Below are 16,670 nucleotides of genomic sequence, written 5' to 3'. Positions count from 1 at the left end.
GGTTATGCTCGTTTACAGGTAGCCTGATAAAAGAAAGGATCATCATGTGAAGCAACATCGAATTTCAGTTGTTCAATGATATAGTCACCATTAAGTGCGGAATTAAATTTACTCTCGAGTCGTAGCATCCCCCCTAGCTCTGAAGCGCCATCAATTAAGTAGGTAACGGACAACCCTTTTTCGGTGGCTTTGGGTATACCCACCATGCCTGATTTCATGCTGAGAATGCGCAGACGACCTTTTAAGGCTTGGTTATCATCTTTGACAAACAACGTATCATCATCAATAAAGGCTTTAACGTTTCCTGCTTCCTGCAGTCGTTGTACTTGCTGTAATGCTGAACCGCAAAAATACCAATTGGCAATATTTTTATCGGTAGCTTGAAAGTCCAATCTAACCTTGCAATCCTTCGCCACCGATGAAGCGATCTCGCTCATTTTCTGCATGGCACCACCACTGGAAGAAACAATATCACCTGAATTGGCATTATTAGTTTTGGCTTTAATAGTTAGCGTTACATCGGGAGGCGAGGCAATTTCTGCACTGACAATATCACCGGTAAAGATACGAAATAATCCCGTATTAATTCGCCCTACCTCGAGGTAAAGACGGCGAGTTTGTTTACTTTTATGATAAGGGCTGGTTTCAGTGAGAAGGTAATCTCGAGTATGGGCGTTTAATCCATCAATACTAATTGTGCATTCATTTTGTAAGGGGTTTGCGTACTTGGTGCCGTTAGCTTTAATTCGTAATCCTTCATACCACTGCAGTCGTTCTGCAACTTCAATCCCCACCCGTATTCGTCGTAAGTCCATCATCACTCCAAATAATTAATGATTGAGTTCTATCAAATGATTCATACCAGGGCAGATCATCATTTTCTGTTATAAATGCTAAATTCGTGCCATCAGTCAGATAGCGATAAGGAATAATAGGTGTGTTTGCCACCGCACGCATGCCCACTGCGATAACCTTACTTTCTCGTTCAATATCGAGATACATCACATGGCGACCAGCTTTTATTGTTAGCGTCCAATTAGCACCGTCTAAATTGACAGATAAGCGTTGATTAGGAATGGCTTTTAAGGGTATGACTTTCATTAGAAGCTCCAATCACCATCTGCGATACGTGTTGCGACTGAACCTTTCTTTTTAGTCTCAGTATCGGCTTCTTTTGTTTGCACATTTCCCCGATTTACGGTTGATGACTGAGCAGGCTTTTGTGTAGATCGAGGCGGTAAATCTCCGTATTCAGGCTCAACAGTTTGCCACTCAATAAACCGTAGCGATAGTTTTATCGCATCTATCATGTCGGGGATTTCATCATGATTAAAACCCGTCAATAACATCGGCTGATAGGTTTTTACTCGGGTTTGAATACCAACAAGTTTGTGTTCATCAAAAACTTGTTGCATCGATGAGAAAATATTTTTTATTTCCCCTGTTAGCACTAAATCCATGCCAATTTCGATGGGATTAATAATCACATGATCACTACGTGTTTCACCACTTTCAACTTGAAATTGTGTCGCTTTATGCTCATCTCTCACATTAATTTGAATAGGACTCACACTATCAAACAGTGTAGAAAACGACTCTAAATCAAATATTTTGACCTCTGTTATCATTTTGCTACTCCCGTTGAGTTTTGCTGATTGAAATCGGCTAGTTGATCTTGCAATGCATCCTTTACGCCCGATGCCATACCCTGCGCATCTGTGGCTTGAGTTTCAACCTTAATTTCTCCAATGCTTACGTTACTTTCATTCTTCACACTGGATCGATTACTGATGGCTTGGCTCGTTATAGGATTCATCGCATTATTGGCAATCGCATCTAACTGTGCATTGGCTTGAGCAATAGATTGTCTCGTTGAAAATTGTTCTGATCCCTGATTATCTTCAGGAATGGTATATTCCAGTTTTCCATCATCAGTTAGCTTTCTTTCTACTTTTTGAGTTACAGTGACTTCGTCCTCATCGTCACTGCTAAACAAGTTTTTAGCCGATTCCCAAACACCTTTTACGCTATCAATCCCCTTAGTTACCCAACCTAATATTTTTTCAACCTGCTTCCACATCCAATTGAATGCATCGACTATTGCATCAGTCACCGTAGTAAAAACACCTGCAAATGACTTCCCCCATCCTGCAATGACTGAAATACAATTGATAAGAAACTTAACATAAGCTTTTAAGCCTGATGCCATTAAATTCCAACCAGCGACAACAATATCCGCCACAACCCCAACGATAACCTTTAGATATTCAAACAGTTTTTTGAATGTTTCCCATAATGCAAGAATAACTATTTTTAATCGTGGATATTTTTCAAGAATACGACCTATCATTGAATCATTGCCGTCAATGAAATTCATAATGTCGTCATAAACAATTGCAAAAGCTGCCGCTAATAGTGCAATAACGGCGATGATGGCAATAATAGGGAAAAGTGTTGTCCATGTGCTAATACTGGCCAACTTCATGGCATGTATGTATTTCCCCATCAAGATAGTTGCAACAGCAGTAAAGAAGCCTACTACAATGTTTTTGTTTTCTTGGCAAAATTTGACAAAGGTTTGCACCCAAGAAAGGACTTTAGTTAACGCTGGTAACGCACTATTCATAATACTCATCATGACACTACTGAATACGGTTTTTAATCCTCCAGTCACTTCCTTATATTTTTGGGATTGTAATGCAAGTTCCTTTGTAACAACGCCATTTTCCTTTTGCTTTTTAGTCAACGCCTCGAGTTCTTTTCGCCCTTTAAGAATGGATTCAACAATTTTATTGTCTGTTATTCCCACTTCTTTAATTCGAAATATAGCTTCTTCTTTACTCATCCCTTGTACAGCATCAGACAAGCGATATATGCCCTCCATTGCGCCAATAGATTCGCCTTTCATATCTTTTAATGAGATATTTAAACTTTTGAAAACATCTGCTTTCCCTGATGAAGTATCTTGTAATGCTTCACCAATACTTTCAGACATATCCATCAATGAGTCACGAGCGCCTTGAGCATCTCCTCCCATTGAGGTTATGACTTTGCCAAAAGCATCAACATCTTCAACAGGAAGTTCTAAGGCTTCTGCGGATTGAGAAAGCGTATTCACTTCTTCTGCTGTTGTTTGAATAAATGACGCAATTCCCCCTACCGTTAAACCAATCCCAACCATCCCTGCCATTCGACCGAGAAAACCAGCTAACGACGAGGTAGCCTTACCATAATTATCTGCAACCTCATCGGCTGACTCAGCTAATTCATTATTTCGCCTCGTCAGTCGTTCCGTTTCTCTAGATGCCGAATTATTCGTGGCAATTTGATCATTGATTGACTGCTCTGCTCTCTGAATATTACGTTCGAGTAATACAATGCCTTCCGATAGTTTTTTATTACTTTCTGATGAGAGAGCATTAGACTGTAAAAGTAACTTCGCATACTCAAGATAATCTTTCATTTTTTCTATGTATGCGCTTAACTCAGCTTGAGCAGTATCACTATCAATATTTATCTCAGTATGTTCGTTAGATACATTACCTAAACTATCAATAATATTTTGAACAATATTATCAATGTCTTCAGAATTCCCCTCCGCTTCTTCAGTGATCCGTTTAATTTCTGAAATGATGGCATCAGAGGCATTGGATGCATCACCATTAACATGAATATCAACTGAATTTGATGATAGCGCTGTCAATTGTGCGGATAGATTTTGAATAAATTGCGTAAATCCATCCGCACCGATAGTTGCGGATTGTTGCGCCTTTTTCATCTCAGCAATAATGTCATCAGTCGATTTGCTCACTCGATTAAACGCATCATCAGCTTGGCGGGTATCGAATTCAAATACCTGAACAAATGTATCTAGCAAGGCCATATGATTTATCCTTTCGATGAAGCCAGCGCTTCGTTATAACGATTAGTAATAGCAATTTCCCACAGGTCAAACGCCTCTTCTAAATCTATTGACGTTTTGAGTTCGGTGAGTGTGGCGAAACCGGCTGAGATGATGACGGCAAAGAAGCCATCAGCGTTTTTATAATCGACGGGAGTGAACCGGTGATTTTGTTGAGCAGGAATTGGAGGAAACCTTGGCTCCCGTCTTTGCCGAAAAAACTGGTGTTATACTTCAACATTTCCAGTTCTAGACGAATAAGGGCTTCACCATCGGGCACATGGTTATCAATTAATGTGCTGGTCTTCAGATAAATCTCTTGCCCCCCTTTTTCGACAGCAACATAGGCCATCATCTTTAACATAGCTTCTTTGCTGACTTCATAGTCGCCAATTTTAGGCGCATTCGATAAAGGGTATTTTGCCAGAATTTCACGTCCAATCGTTGCCGGTAATCGGCTAATGATAAAGGTGTGCTCTTCACGATCAGCATCGGTGATCGTGATTTCTTTCGGTTTAATTAACATGATTGATATCCATAAAAAAGGCGGAATAACCGCCTAGAATTAACGTGCGCGAGTGCGATCGAAGTCTTGAAATACGAAGGTATACGCTTTGGATTTGTGTCGTCCTGCACTAGCAACAGAGCTACCACGACTACCATTGGTGATTTTGCCGTTGCGTGCCGTGGTTGTTGAGCCATCACCATACGAAGCGACCAGAGTGATAATATCCCCCGCATGCCGTTGTCCACGTCGTGCGGTGTTCGATTCCAGTAAGATAGCGAGATTTTCGTCTTCTTCACTGCCCGCTAAGACGTTAATGGTGACCGTTTGAGGTGTTGGCGTTGACCATGTAACCAAATTACCGTTGATATCCATTCCTGTTTGTGCAATGTCCACTGCAGGCAAATCTAATGGATCGGCATCATCAGCGAAGGTGGTAATTTGAATACCGGCAGGAAAGGTTTTGTGTGCTTGAATAACAATACTCAAGCCGGTTGCTGATACATCATGCATATTGTGTTCCTTACACTAAGTTGTGAGAGCCTTCGACTTTACGAACCCAATCGCCCTTACCGTAAATCAATACGTATTTCATCACGTACTCGGGTAAATCAGAGGGCCCTGTGTTTTCGACAATTTGAGCGTTGTACCAATAACCTTTGTTTTGTACATCATGCCATGCCAAATCATCACCAGAAGCGTCTGTCACCGCGATTTTTTGCACATCGGTTAAAGTTTTACCCGCTAGAATAGTGCCGTTATTAATCCCCTTGGTTACCGCCCCCGCAATCACCATCATTGCTCTTGCTTCACCGTCTTTATTGGCGGGTACTCCGCGTGTGGCCATCAACAAACTAAACCACTGTTGCGCGATGTAGGCTTTTAACCATTGCTCATTAGCATGGACACTCATATCTAATGGGTTGGCAACCCCACCACATAAGAAGCCACGTTGATAGAAACTGATATGCGAACCCGATACGGCCGTTTCTCCGTAATAATTCACCCGTAATTTATCTAAGCGATCGGCATCGATATCGGTCGTAATTTGCGATGGGAACGTGACACCAAATTGACGATACATATAGTTTGTTGTCGCATTGGTTCGGTCATAATCCGTGGCTGACATAATGGCCATAGGTAACGCTTGAACAAAAAAATTATCCGCTGTTTTCAGGTTTAAGCCCGTTGAAGCCGTACCCACCAGTGCCCCGCTAAAATCTTCTGCATTTTGATTGGTCACAGACAAGTGCAATTGATACTTCACGTTTTCACCTGCCACGTACTGCGCCAACTCTACGGCATGCTCTAATGAGAGTTCCGTTAAAAACGTTGCACTACCAAAAGAGTCAGAAACAGCCTCAGAAGCAATAAAGGCTTGTAACGGGGTTTGCGCTGGATTACCAGCTGATGATGTGCCGTGGCTAATATTCATTGCATCAGCGAGTACCGATTGACGCACACTAATATCTGCACGCTCTTGTACGCCACCGCTAATGACAAAGGCACTATCCAGTGAATTAAATGTGACATAAGCGCTAGCAAATTGAGGCTCACTTTCTGCGTTTAATTTCGCTTGCACAGCTGTTGCAACGTCCGCGTATGACGTACTTTCAGTAAGATCAATTCCTGTGATTGTTTTTGTCACTTTTCCGATAGTGATATTAAGTTCACCGTCATTAATTAATTTTAAATCAGCTAAATCTCCTGTCTTCTCGCCAAACAAGGTAGGCGCTCGACCAACAGGCTCATAAGAGGCAATTTGCAGTTCCTTCGGTTTACTTGCTGGTGCAGGACTGACATAGCTGAAATACTGACGCGCAAAATGTGCCTCGGGGGAGTCAGTACCCAATAAGTCATCCACTTGGCCACTGGCAAATTCAAGCACTTTACCGGCAGGGATTTTAGGGTTAGTTGAAAAAATACGAGCCGTGAGCTTACGCATCGGTACAGCAGACGCGCCAATCACCGCACTCGCGATATCGACATAGCGAGTTTGTTTGATAGACATAACGTTCCTTAAATACGATAGATATCGGGATACAACGCACTCACGGCGTCTGTATCAGGATGAAGTGTGCGATTAAATGTCACATTGAAATCAAATGAGGGGTTTTGTTCGTAGTTGCCCTGGTCATTCAGAAAATAAGGTGTTCGAATACCGCTTGCCCGCTGAACGCCAATGCCTTGTTTGCGGAGAGCTTCAACAAACGGTAATGAATTGGCGATCATTCTGACAATCGCGGTAATATCACTCGCTGAATAATGGCCTAACTGGGTAATGAAAGCCTGAACTTGATACGTTTTTTCGGATAACTGGTTTTCTTGGTGATTGGCTTTATTGCCTTGAACGTTATATTTACGCCCTTGCCAGCCGTAGCCGTTTTCATTAATGGGAAAGAACATCACCATATTATCTTCACGGCCTTGCTTGGTAGATTGAAAACCGGCTTTAACGGGGATCTCAATGCCGACTGCTTTTAACTGCAACAAGAGTTGTTTGCGAATAGCAATATCAACCTCATAATCCGTCATAAGTACCCGCCTCGATACAGATCACCGATTTCCAACCGTCTTGTTCGTACCAGTCTGCATCACCCACAACATCATATTTTCGACCATTGAATACAAGAAAATCAGGAGATGTTCCTCGTTGCACCGCTTTAATATCATGAGAGGTATATAAGCGTCGGTACACTTGGCTCGTATCTAATCCCATTGATTGAACATCTTGGGTATCGACCGACTGCCAACTGCCACGAACTTCTACGGGATCATAATAATAATTTTGGTCATTCCCTCGTTTATCAGGTGCCCGTTCTTTAAATCGAAACCAGAGCACCTTTTGCTGTGGAATATAACGTGAAGCAATACGATTTAAGTTACCAAACATTATTTATCCTCCACTGCGAAACTAACCGCTTGAAGCATTTGGCCGGTATCGACTAACGGCTTATCGGTGGCTTTCCCTTTGCTGTGACGGCGTGCTCTTGCTTTGACCGTTGACTCCTCCAGTGCAGGTGTTGTGACTGCTTTTATTGCCATTTTCACATCGCCCGCAACCGTCGCACCAATTTGAGTCAGCCCATTATCCAGCGTGATATTGCCCTTAATAGAGGCTTTAACCGCACGGAAAATTAACTGACTATAATCCTGCTTTTTATCATTCATGGTCGGTCGTAAAAATGGGCGAGGAGGAATGCCACCAGCGGGATAGCCCAACTCTTGAATAGAGGCAATATAAGCAATAGGTGTTCCATCGGGATATTTTGCGTGCTCAAAGAAGCCAACACTTAATCGCTTTTTAGCCAATTCATCATAAACCGCTTTTAATTGCGCTAATTTAGTCATTAACGTAATCGCCCTCCTCGTGTAAACCGCCCTCCTACACCACGAAAGGCAGAACGCTCACCGCCACCACCGAAGTATTGAGGTACGCTACAACGCTTAATTAGCGCTAGAAACTGCTGACCAAAAGTGGTCATTTTGAACCAGTGCGACCAGTCCGAACCGGCAGGCGGTGCCGTAAATGACACGCTTACCTTATCGATAGTCACACTCGTCACCACACCGGTAGGCGACTCATCATCAGCAATCATTTTTCTGAGTGTTAGCATGTGTGCAACAACGAGCATCCACAGCTCGTTAGTGCAAACACCCTTACAGGCAGAGAAATAGTTCAACGCAGATTGAGCAATGATATCTATTTCATCATCACCCACACCGTTAAACTGCGGATAGAGCACACGGAATGACGTTAAAGGAAATGTGCTCGTCTCCATGATCACTTACCTTTTTTGTTGGTTTTAGGAACGTCTAACTTTTCAGCCTCTAACGATTCAGGAGTGTCAGGAGCTGATTGGTCGCTGGCTTCCATATCTGTGGCGACTTTTTCAGGATCTTCTTTACGATGCTCAACGGTAATAAAGCCATTGTCACAATGAAGATTGAAAACGTGATTTTCTTTGAGCTGTTTATATTGCTCATCAGAAATTTCTGTCACACGGCCACGCGGTGTGTACATGTGTTTAGTCATCACGTTCGCTTGACCAGCAATAAACACTTTTCCGTCTCTCACGGTGTAGTTCTGGTCATTTGATAAGGTGCAATATGCGTAAAGAGGCATGGAGTACTCTCCTGTTGTTTGGATATAAAAAAGCCCTCAAATGAGGGCGCAAAAAGAGAAGTGGTAAGATTAAATGCCTGTTAAGCGTGTCACCGCCCACGGACGGGTCACAAATACACCTGCAGTCGCATTGGTTGCATCTTCCATATACCCTTTAATTTGGTTGAGTGAACCTAATAACTGGTATTTCGCAGGAACGACTTGAAGGATCACCGCACTGGTTGCCGTTGAGCCATCATCAATGCTATCTGCGAACATATAGGCCACATCAGCCCCACCATTTGCGCCAACAAATTCAGGAGAGAAAACCAGACGCATATTTGGATAGTTTTCATTTATCCATTGTTTGACTGTTTCACCACGTGCCACCGGATTAGCCACATTCAGCGCAGAACGAAAGCCCAACGGCAATGTTAAGGTGATTGGCGTATCATCTTTGATAATACCGCCAGAACTCGTTTCAATACGCGAGAACATATCGGTAATATCAGCAGTAATATCTGCAAATGTTCCACCTTTCCATTTACCCTTTGCTGTTTCATAGGCGGGTAAGTTAGGCTCATTCATCAAACCAAAGACGCGCGTTTCAGGGCTATTAAACCCGTAGTAACCCACGCGCTCACGACCTTGCTCTAATGATTCAGTCACTGAATTACGTTTTTCTTCCATCGCAACAAAGCCAGCAGAAGATTGACGCGCTTCTTCTAATTTACCCACTTGGAAGCCTAATTCGAAACGGACAAGACCACGGCGCTCTTGGTCTTGCGCATAAGACGCTAATGGTACATTGGTATGATCACCATAAAGTTCGGCTTTACCGGTTGGTGTCGCCACATTCAGAATGATTTCTTCATCATGCCACTCACCAGCATTAATAATACCCGTGATTTCATCTAACACACGCACGCGCGTAGCAGTACGAATGACACCCGGTAAAACGTGTTGCAACATTTCACGCTGAATTAAACCACCCTGCATTGCACCACCGCTAATTGCGGAGTCCATCGCAGAAAAACCACCAAAGCCGATTTGTGCTAATTCTCCGTATGTCCATTTCTGGTCAGGGTTAATATTTAGTTGGCCATGTTTTTTGACATCACGACCAGACATGTGAAACTTAATTTTACTGACTGGCATTATTCACCTTCCTTTGGAGATGCTGGATATGGGATTTCTGTTAAACGAATAATGCCCAAATGAGCACTTTCTGTGGATTCAAGGTGTCGGCTGATGAAACCAATGACACGATCACCGGCACTAATGGTGGTTTTAGAAGATAGCGAGCCGTCAGCTTCATCGAACACAACCGGTGCGTTGATTTTTCCTGCCACTTCTTTTAGTTCAACGAAAACTTCCCCCATTGTCAGGAATTCGCCCTGTGTGCCATTACGAGCAAATTGTTCTTCGATACGATAGGCTTTAGGATTAATCATGATCCCCGCAAATGCCCCTTTACCACCGACTTGAACGGATTCCACTGAATCATCTTTGTAGGTATAGGCGCGACCGAAAATATTCAGCTTTTCATCCGTTGAACTGAGAATGGCTGAAACAGCGCGAATAGGGCCTGCATGACTAATTTCACCGACAACACCAGAAATTAAGCCATCTGCTACTGATTTAGGAATTGCCATTATTTAGCTCCCCATTTATCCATAATTGTTTTATTGCTCACTGCAGAGTCCATTGTTGAGCTGGGCTTTTGAGAATCAGGTACACGTCCTTGCATCCATGCATCAAGAGCAATCGCTTCGGTTCCCTTACTGCATTGAATACCCAGTTTTTCAACGCCGTACTCTGCAACTTGTTGTTGAGTCATGGCGGAGTGGTCAAACACACCAAGAAACGGCGTTAATTTATGCGCCAGTGCATCACGCGCACCGATTTGTTTGAGTAACTCCCCCGTATCCATTGCCGGTTTTGCTTTCTCTAATCGTTTAACTTTACGTTTTAGCGATGCCATTTCATCCATTGCGGTAATGCTACGATTTAAGCGTTTTAAACGGCGATGGAGGCCATCAGTAGTCGCTTGATCAAGATGCTCTTTGGCTTCTTCAATCGCTTCAACAGCTTCTTCAATCGCGACTTCGGCTTTCTCTACCGCTTCGGGTTCACCAGATTCTGCTTCTTCTGTGGCGATTTCGGCTTTTTCCACAGCATCTTCAGCTTTCTTCTCTTCATCAGGATCTGAATCAGTAGAAGACTTTTCCTTATCTTTCGGTTCATCGTCTGTTGCTGGTTTAGCGCTGGTGATTGCTTCCTTGATAATGATTTTTAACGCCTCCAATTGCTCGGGCGTAAAGGCACCTTCATCAGTGGTTGGTTTGTCTTTGTTTTCATCTTCAGGATTCATGCGAATAAGTTCCTTAGTGTCTATGGTAATAACGGAATGGTCTTGCACAGCAACATCAGCGCCAGTGCGCCCTTCATCGACTAACGCAAGATGGTTGGCTCTAATATGCCGTTGTATGGCGTCATAACGTTCACCGTTAAATTCGCCTGGTGTGAAGTCGTAAATACAGCGATAACCCGGAGATAATTCAATTTTTCCCCCATCAATTTGGTTAAGCGCTGAATTAGACAGGATTTTGATATTGCCTCTGAGGTAGGGATATTCAAAATAAACCCGCTCCCCAATGACCCCTTGTATCCCCTTTGTCTCTGCTGGTGTGCCGTCTTTCCCTAACATTTCATGCTCATCAACAAAGGGCATTAATTTGAAAGAGTTAATTGTCTCTGTGCTGGCCAGTTCTTCTTGTGGGCGATACACCTTGTAAATCTTTTCAGGTATCGGTGCACCAATTTCAAACCCTAAATAATCAAAAACCCCAACTTTAGAGATGGGGTTATCTTTTACTTCCAGCCAGCCGTTTAAATCATATTGTCGTTTGCTCATGTCTCCTCACCGAAATCTATTACGGGTGTCCAGAAACACTTACAGTTTGGTAATTGTCCGGGCAATCCTCGTTCTCCCGTTTTAGGATCAATAATCGGTGGGTTATCTAAATCAAACACTTCACCGTCCAATTTAATATGCCATTCACGAGGTTCAGCACTCCCACCAGAATGATGCCAAACCGCCTTACGAATACCGGCAGATTTCATGCGCTCATAATTCACTGCTGTCGTGATTTTTCGTGTTTGATCAACAGCGATAAAATTCGCCCTTTTCTCTGTCACACTGCCGGTCTGCCGAATTTCCTCTAATAACGTCTTTGCACCTTCACCACCTTGGCTGATAGAGCGTAAGGCAACACTTTCAATACGTTGATGAAATTGCAGTGGAATGGATTTAATGAGTGCTACGTTTTCAGCCGTAGAAGCAATGATTTTATCTTTCAGGGCTTCGGGCATATCTGGGGTTTTGATGGTGATCCCACCTGACAACTGTTTAAGAGAATCATCTAAATTACGCTTTGCGCCTATATCGACTTGGGATACAAACTTATCCGCAATCTCTGTGGATTTTTGTTTAAAAATCTTATCCCATTTGCGTTTTAGCCGGTTAAGCCAGATGCGAGTTTGACTGGCAAAGCTGGCATCCATCGTAAAGCCATCGAAGTCGTCATTTAATTCGCTAAACACTTTTTCATAGTCTTTAATCATTGAATTAATGAGGCGTGACATGTCACCTTGATAACGACTAGAGGGCGCTACTGAATACTGCAGGGGCTTCCCTTTCATTACTGCTTGGCGAGAGGTTGCCCACTGCGCTCGCTTCGTTCGTACTCGTATTCGCCTCGACATAATCTGCCTCGTTCACTTCAATGCCGTAATAGCTGGACGCTTTATTGCTCGCTAGTTTTTTACGTATATCTAACCCATCTATCGCACCGGTCGAAGCTAATGCCACATCGGTCTGCGCTTCTTTCAGTTCAATATCTGCACTCTCAACAGCCGTTGGACTATCAAGTGGTGCCCATGTGATAGAGATTTCTGTCACAGGTAAACCATCGCTACGCATTAGCATGTCGTAATGGCGCTGTAATAGCTCTTCAAGGTCGTTTGATTGAATGCTCTCAAGCTCTTCGCGGTAATTAGACTCTTCGTATTCACCCGTTGAGTTAAAGCCTTTCGGTGTGGTGCCTAATAGCTTTGTTACCGGTACATTGGAAGCCGATGCCACTAACTGATATTGCGTCATAATCGTGGCGTCTAAATCAGCTAATGACGTATCGAACTGTTGAACAGTGTCACCACTGCCCGTCATTTGCACACCGTAGTTATCGCGCATTTCCATAAAATAGAGCATATTTTCATTGATAATGCTCTTATCTGCCGACTCAAGGTCTGCAATCCCCATCGTAAGTAAACGCTTAGTCATTGCCAGTTGTGGCGCTTCATTGGCGGTACGTTCTGAAGCATAGACACGCTCATAAATACGTTCTGGCACTGATACACCAAAGTAGTTGTACATTGGCTTAAGCACGTTAGATACAGGAAATGGCACAAACTTAATAAAGTGAGACTTGTGATATTTACGCCCACCAATCACATAATAGGTTGGCTCGTAGAAATCCATGCTGGCAGGATCTTGAACATTGGCGTCCGTTAAATCAGGTGTTACCCATTGTGGATCAATCTGCTTAATCCCCTTGTACATGCCTTTGGTCACGCCATCGATATTAAACGGGTTTTCATACCACTCTTTCGGGTTTGATGTCTCCACAACGAATAATGCTAAACGACCGCCGTAAACTCGCCCAAAGTGAACCAGCTCTTTAAGCTGATGTGTAATGCGGTATTTTTTATCCCGTTTACGGAGCTTTTTACTGATAGCTCTATCATCGTCGTTATCACAATCAATATCGTAACCCTGACGTATCGCATCACGCGCGGGCATATTACAGGCTTTATCCACCAGCCAATGTTTAGCGATAACCGCACACATATTGTTACCAATAAACATTTGTGAGACATACCATGAGGCTTGTGACTCTGGCACACCGTAAACCTGCTCACCTTTAAACGAGGGCACATAACTATCAATGCTATCCATCGCGACACCATTGATTACCGGCTGAGGTAAATCAATCCCATCAAAGCCTCGTTCTCGCGCCAGCGCAGGATATAAGTCAGTTGTGAATGCTGACCGCTTAACTGGTGCGAGTGGTTCTGTTTTTCGCCTCTTAAACGGCCACCACATAGATCATCTCCTAGTTGTGAAGAAACTACCTTTTTTCTTCTGATATAAATCGCGTAATGCTTGAGTCATGGCATCCACTGTGTCGTCATGGCCAGCAAACGGGAATGTGGTAATTTCCTCCACAGTTTCCACAATCCACGGTGCGATATCTTTGTGAGGTAACCACACGTTGCCAGCTTCCCACTCAGCAGTACACGCATGAGCACGAGCAACTTTACTACCATCTGGCTCAACGGGAATTAGCCCTGATACGGTTGATTTGAGAGAATCAATAACTGCAGGGCCATTAGCTTTGTCTTCCACCAGCTTACGTCGTCCTTCAGGGAATTTTTCAGCCAACCATTTCACTGACTTTAAGGTTTCAGTAAAGCTCATGCGTTTTCGAATTTGATACAGTAAATAAGCATTTGCGTCTTTCTTGCCCCATACCTGCCCCACCACATAGTCAGTACCGTCACTATCTTTAAAGGTCATATCCCAACTATGGATAACCTTATCGAATTTTTCAGGTAGGTCTTTCGGTAGGTAGTACTGAGCAAATTCTTCGTGGAAGATTTGACCATCACCCGGCTTAGGTGATTGTTGGTACATTGCAGACCAGAAATAATCACCAATGATTGCTTTTGTCTCAAGGAGTTTGTCAATTGGGTGTAACTCTGGTACCAGTGCTTCCCCTCGTTCATTGATTGCAGGGAATGCAAGCACCTTGGTTTCAGGCGCTTTTTCTTTTAATTGGCCAGACAAATCATCAGTTGCCCACCGAGTGGCCATGATAATTTCACCGCTATTTTTTGATAAACGGGTCTTAAAGGTCGAAACGTACCAGTTCCAAATTGATTTTTTAACAGTCTGGCTAAGCGCTTCTTTTGAGTTCTTTATCGGGTCATCAATAATACCGAGGTCAACTTTCTTACCCGTTAATGGGCCACCTACTCCCGCACAAACATAGCCTCCTTTGTGGTTGGCAAGGCCAAACTCATCAGAATTACGTTTAACTGCAATGCCGTTCTCAGGCTTATTGCCTAACCAACTTTTAGGAAATAGCACGCGATATTCATCGGACATCATAATGCGCTGAACATCGGTATTCATATCACCGGCTAAATCTGAGGAATAAGACAGTGCACCCACACGCATGTTAGGGTATTTTCCAAAGAAATAAGCGGGAAGATAGCGAGAAACAATATCAGACTTACCGTGTTGTGGCGGTGCCCCTAATATTAATTTAGGGCGCTTACCTGCCATCATATCAATCAAGAACTGGTCGAGCGCATCACATACCGTCTGAGAAAAATGGCTTGTGATGTATTCAGGGTTTATATACTGAATAAATTCATGCAAACTACGGCGTGCTATCTCCCTTTCGATCTCTTCATCAAACAAACTGAAATCGATATCCATAGTCACACCTAAAATGTAATAAATAGCCCTTTCACCTCAAAATAACAGTGAAATGGAAAGTGAGTTTCTGATAACAAATTAGCAACAAATAAAAAGCCTAAATTCAGGAAGAAGATTTAGGCTTTTATCGGTTTGGCTTTCTTTTTTAATTGAGTTAAAAAGCGAAGGGACGCTTAAGCACCCTTATGTTAAAAAGGGTTATTATCAACTAAGTTTTCTTTCATGAGCAGGTCCTAAGATATCTACTCAGAAGGCTTTCAATTAGGTGTCATAATCCTGTCATCATTCTGTCTGGTTAATTATGGCGGTTATTGGTGGTCGAATGAGCAACAAAAATGGTCGACCAAAAGATGTTTTAAATGGTTCTTCCATTTCAAAAGAAAAACCATGGTTAGAGATTGGTGTTAGTCGTGCTACATGGTATAGAAACTAAATAATTAAGATGAGATCTTTTCCCACTCATTTTTTTTCATTGTGAAAAATTTATCGCTGAGATCTACTAAAGAAAACATAATATCATTGTTTATCGGTCTTATTATTTTTAACTTGCACCATGGTTTATTTAGCTTAGGCGTGATAAGTATAGTTCCATTATTATGAATATATCTTTTAGATATTTTTGCAATTTCACTTTCATTCTTATTTAGTAAATTCATATCTATAATGAACATCCCCTCAATGTCCCCATCATTATTTTCCGTAATGCATGGCGTAACCCTTAATAAATACCTGTACTTTTCTTTTTTTAGTTCGTAACAACTGATGGCTAAGGCTAAAAGAAGTGACGCGTCAGGTTTGCTTTGAAGGATTTTCTCATAAGCTTTCCTTCTTAGCTCAGTGTTGATTACATCTCCCACGCCTGTGCATATTATTTCATAAATTGGTTCTAGGCGTTCTGATACCTCCCCTCTGTAATACTTTTCTATAAATTCACTTCTTTCATTTTTTTCGCTGCTTCTTATTTCATTTGTTATCCAGTTTGAATCTAACTTTACGTAACTTGATGGTTCAAAATCTATCTCAGAAATATAATCTATTTTAGATTCCCACTCCCATAACTTACATGCACGAACAGCTTCTTCATAGGACTCAAAGAAAAATGCGCCAGATAATCGTGACTGCTTCTCAGGAAATATTTCTGATCTTATTTTTTCAATTTGCAATTCAGACTCTAAATCTTTTTTGAAATTATCATTTTTTGCCTGTGATATATTGTTATAGAACCAGAGTGAAGGTGTTGGGTAAGTTTTATTTTCTGTGTCTTCAATTGGTGTCGCCAATATTCTACCAATAGCCACTTCCCACGCGACCATCAGATGATCTATGTCGAGTACTGCAAAAAGCCTTTTTCTTTCCATATTGAGCCTCACAAAAGTAAAAAAAACGGGTCATAACATTTGAGACAAAAAACAAAGCCTATATCAGATAATTTGATTCCCATAAGAACCATTATGTTAAATAGGGTTAGTTATTAATTAATTTTGTTTATTTTTTAGCCTTTGGGTTTTCTTATGCCACAAAATAAAACCACAAGCTATAATAAAATCGACACCTACTTCAACAACATAGGTGATAAGGGGACACTGAGGAA

Annotated in this window: 19 protein-coding genes; all 19 read right to left on the bottom strand. The window is 42.3% G+C overall.

Going from position 1 to position 16,670, the window contains the following annotated elements; genetic code table 11:
- Positions 1 to 2: 2 nt before the first annotated feature.
- Positions 3 to 818, bottom strand: coding sequence for a baseplate hub protein (locus ACWPWK_RS18790; protein ID WP_109372846.1), 816 nt, complete (start codon positions 816 to 818; stop codon positions 3 to 5).
- On the bottom strand, positions 784 to 1,101 hold the full coding sequence (locus ACWPWK_RS18785; protein ID WP_109372845.1) for a phage baseplate plug family protein: 318 nt from the start codon (positions 1,099 to 1,101) through the stop codon (positions 784 to 786). Before ACWPWK_RS18785 ends, ACWPWK_RS18790 begins: the two co-directional genes overlap by 35 nt.
- Positions 1,101 to 1,628 carry a phage baseplate protein gene (locus ACWPWK_RS18780; protein ID WP_109372844.1) on the bottom strand — a complete coding sequence of 176 codons (528 nt, stop codon included), beginning with the start codon at positions 1,626 to 1,628 and terminating at the stop codon, positions 1,101 to 1,103. Before ACWPWK_RS18780 ends, ACWPWK_RS18785 begins: the two co-directional genes overlap by 1 nt.
- A complete protein-coding gene (locus ACWPWK_RS18775; RefSeq protein WP_109372843.1) occupies positions 1,625 to 3,883 on the bottom strand; it encodes a hypothetical protein in 2,259 nt (752 codons plus the stop codon). The genes ACWPWK_RS18780 and ACWPWK_RS18775 overlap by 4 nt, the downstream gene beginning before the upstream one ends.
- Positions 3,884 to 3,968: 85 nt before the next feature.
- A complete protein-coding gene (locus ACWPWK_RS18770; RefSeq protein ID WP_109372842.1) occupies positions 3,969 to 4,427 on the bottom strand; it encodes a hypothetical protein in 459 nt (152 codons plus the stop codon).
- Between the two features lie 39 nt (positions 4,428 to 4,466).
- Positions 4,467 to 4,919 carry a phage tail fiber protein gene (locus tag ACWPWK_RS18765; protein WP_100157941.1) on the bottom strand — a complete coding sequence of 151 codons (453 nt, stop codon included), beginning with the start codon at positions 4,917 to 4,919 and terminating at the stop codon, positions 4,467 to 4,469.
- Between the two features lie 10 nt (positions 4,920 to 4,929).
- Complete coding sequence (locus tag ACWPWK_RS18760; protein ID WP_109372841.1) at positions 4,930 to 6,417, bottom strand: DUF3383 domain-containing protein; 1,488 nt, start codon at positions 6,415 to 6,417, stop codon at positions 4,930 to 4,932.
- An 8-nt stretch (positions 6,418 to 6,425) separates the two neighbouring features.
- Positions 6,426 to 6,941: a phage gateway protein gene (locus ACWPWK_RS18755; protein WP_109372840.1), complete on the bottom strand. Its 516-nt coding sequence runs from the start codon at positions 6,939 to 6,941 to the stop codon at positions 6,426 to 6,428.
- Complete coding sequence (locus ACWPWK_RS18750; RefSeq protein WP_109372839.1) at positions 6,928 to 7,299, bottom strand: phage collar protein; 372 nt, start codon at positions 7,297 to 7,299, stop codon at positions 6,928 to 6,930. The genes ACWPWK_RS18755 and ACWPWK_RS18750 overlap by 14 nt, the downstream gene beginning before the upstream one ends.
- A complete protein-coding gene (locus ACWPWK_RS18745) occupies positions 7,299 to 7,757 on the bottom strand; it encodes a hypothetical protein (RefSeq protein ID WP_109372838.1) in 459 nt (152 codons plus the stop codon). The genes ACWPWK_RS18750 and ACWPWK_RS18745 overlap by 1 nt, the downstream gene beginning before the upstream one ends.
- A complete protein-coding gene (locus tag ACWPWK_RS18740) occupies positions 7,757 to 8,188 on the bottom strand; it encodes a DUF4054 domain-containing protein (protein WP_080726878.1) in 432 nt (143 codons plus the stop codon). The genes ACWPWK_RS18745 and ACWPWK_RS18740 overlap by 1 nt, the downstream gene beginning before the upstream one ends.
- Before the next feature lie 2 nt (positions 8,189 to 8,190).
- The gene (locus ACWPWK_RS18735; protein WP_109372837.1) at positions 8,191 to 8,532 is read right to left on the bottom strand and encodes a hypothetical protein; all 342 of its coding nucleotides are present in this window, start codon (positions 8,530 to 8,532) and stop codon (positions 8,191 to 8,193) included.
- A gap of 69 nt (positions 8,533 to 8,601) precedes the next feature.
- Positions 8,602 to 9,669 carry a major capsid family protein gene (locus ACWPWK_RS18730; RefSeq protein ID WP_109372836.1) on the bottom strand — a complete coding sequence of 356 codons (1,068 nt, stop codon included), beginning with the start codon at positions 9,667 to 9,669 and terminating at the stop codon, positions 8,602 to 8,604.
- Positions 9,669 to 10,166: a structural cement protein Gp24 gene (locus ACWPWK_RS18725; RefSeq protein WP_109372835.1), complete on the bottom strand. Its 498-nt coding sequence runs from the start codon at positions 10,164 to 10,166 to the stop codon at positions 9,669 to 9,671. Before ACWPWK_RS18725 ends, ACWPWK_RS18730 begins: the two co-directional genes overlap by 1 nt.
- Positions 10,166 to 11,428 (bottom strand): DUF2213 domain-containing protein, encoded by a 1,263-nt coding sequence (locus ACWPWK_RS18720; protein ID WP_109372834.1) that lies wholly within the window; start codon positions 11,426 to 11,428, stop codon positions 10,166 to 10,168. The genes ACWPWK_RS18725 and ACWPWK_RS18720 overlap by 1 nt, the downstream gene beginning before the upstream one ends.
- Positions 11,425 to 12,138, bottom strand: a complete 714-nt coding sequence (locus ACWPWK_RS18715; protein WP_109372961.1) for a phage head morphogenesis protein — start codon at positions 12,136 to 12,138, stop codon at positions 11,425 to 11,427. The genes ACWPWK_RS18720 and ACWPWK_RS18715 overlap by 4 nt, the downstream gene beginning before the upstream one ends.
- Positions 12,139 to 12,175: 37 nt before the next feature.
- On the bottom strand, positions 12,176 to 13,678 hold the full coding sequence (locus ACWPWK_RS18710; protein WP_109372833.1) for a phage portal protein: 1,503 nt from the start codon (positions 13,676 to 13,678) through the stop codon (positions 12,176 to 12,178).
- Positions 13,679 to 13,681: 3 nt separating this feature from the next.
- The gene (terL, locus tag ACWPWK_RS18705) at positions 13,682 to 15,079 is read right to left on the bottom strand and encodes a phage terminase large subunit (RefSeq protein WP_109372832.1); all 1,398 of its coding nucleotides are present in this window, start codon (positions 15,077 to 15,079) and stop codon (positions 13,682 to 13,684) included.
- Between the two features lie 437 nt (positions 15,080 to 15,516).
- The gene (locus ACWPWK_RS18700; RefSeq protein WP_109372831.1) at positions 15,517 to 16,437 is read right to left on the bottom strand and encodes a hypothetical protein; all 921 of its coding nucleotides are present in this window, start codon (positions 16,435 to 16,437) and stop codon (positions 15,517 to 15,519) included.
- Positions 16,438 to 16,670: the final 233 nt, after the last annotated feature.

This window comes from Proteus sp. Marseille-Q3619 (assembly GCF_965283115.1).
The sequence above is the reverse complement of the archived record's forward strand: the minus strand, read 5'-3'. Positions and strand labels throughout refer to the sequence as shown.

Coding starts and splice junctions, on each gene's coding strand:
- ACWPWK_RS18760 (WP_109372841.1), bottom strand. CDS start 6,417: ATGTCTATCAAACAAACTCGCTATGTCGATATCGCGAGTGCGGTGATT.
- ACWPWK_RS18745 (WP_109372838.1), bottom strand. CDS start 7,757: ATGACTAAATTAGCGCAATTAAAAGCGGTTTATGATGAATTGGCTAAA.
- ACWPWK_RS18730 (WP_109372836.1), bottom strand. CDS start 9,669: ATGCCAGTCAGTAAAATTAAGTTTCACATGTCTGGTCGTGATGTCAAA.
- ACWPWK_RS18700 (WP_109372831.1), bottom strand. CDS start 16,437: ATGGAAAGAAAAAGGCTTTTTGCAGTACTCGACATAGATCATCTGATG.
- ACWPWK_RS18780 (WP_109372844.1), bottom strand. CDS start 1,628: ATGATAACAGAGGTCAAAATATTTGATTTAGAGTCGTTTTCTACACTG.
- ACWPWK_RS18735 (WP_109372837.1), bottom strand. CDS start 8,532: ATGCCTCTTTACGCATATTGCACCTTATCAAATGACCAGAACTACACC.
- ACWPWK_RS18710 (WP_109372833.1), bottom strand. CDS start 13,678: ATGTGGTGGCCGTTTAAGAGGCGAAAAACAGAACCACTCGCACCAGTT.
- ACWPWK_RS18750 (WP_109372839.1), bottom strand. CDS start 7,299: ATGTTTGGTAACTTAAATCGTATTGCTTCACGTTATATTCCACAGCAA.
- terL (WP_109372832.1), bottom strand. CDS start 15,079: ATGGATATCGATTTCAGTTTGTTTGATGAAGAGATCGAAAGGGAGATA.
- ACWPWK_RS18765 (WP_100157941.1), bottom strand. CDS start 4,919: ATGCATGATGTATCAGCAACCGGCTTGAGTATTGTTATTCAAGCACAC.
- ACWPWK_RS18775 (WP_109372843.1), bottom strand. CDS start 3,883: ATGGCCTTGCTAGATACATTTGTTCAGGTATTTGAATTCGATACCCGC.
- ACWPWK_RS18790 (WP_109372846.1), bottom strand. CDS start 818: ATGATGGACTTACGACGAATACGGGTGGGGATTGAAGTTGCAGAACGA.
- ACWPWK_RS18785 (WP_109372845.1), bottom strand. CDS start 1,101: ATGAAAGTCATACCCTTAAAAGCCATTCCTAATCAACGCTTATCTGTC.
- ACWPWK_RS18755 (WP_109372840.1), bottom strand. CDS start 6,941: ATGACGGATTATGAGGTTGATATTGCTATTCGCAAACAACTCTTGTTG.
- ACWPWK_RS18770 (WP_109372842.1), bottom strand. CDS start 4,427: ATGTTAATTAAACCGAAAGAAATCACGATCACCGATGCTGATCGTGAA.
- ACWPWK_RS18715 (WP_109372961.1), bottom strand. CDS start 12,138: ATGATTAAAGACTATGAAAAAGTGTTTAGCGAATTAAATGACGACTTC.
- ACWPWK_RS18720 (WP_109372834.1), bottom strand. CDS start 11,428: ATGAGCAAACGACAATATGATTTAAACGGCTGGCTGGAAGTAAAAGAT.
- ACWPWK_RS18740 (WP_080726878.1), bottom strand. CDS start 8,188: ATGGAGACGAGCACATTTCCTTTAACGTCATTCCGTGTGCTCTATCCG.
- ACWPWK_RS18725 (WP_109372835.1), bottom strand. CDS start 10,166: ATGGCAATTCCTAAATCAGTAGCAGATGGCTTAATTTCTGGTGTTGTC.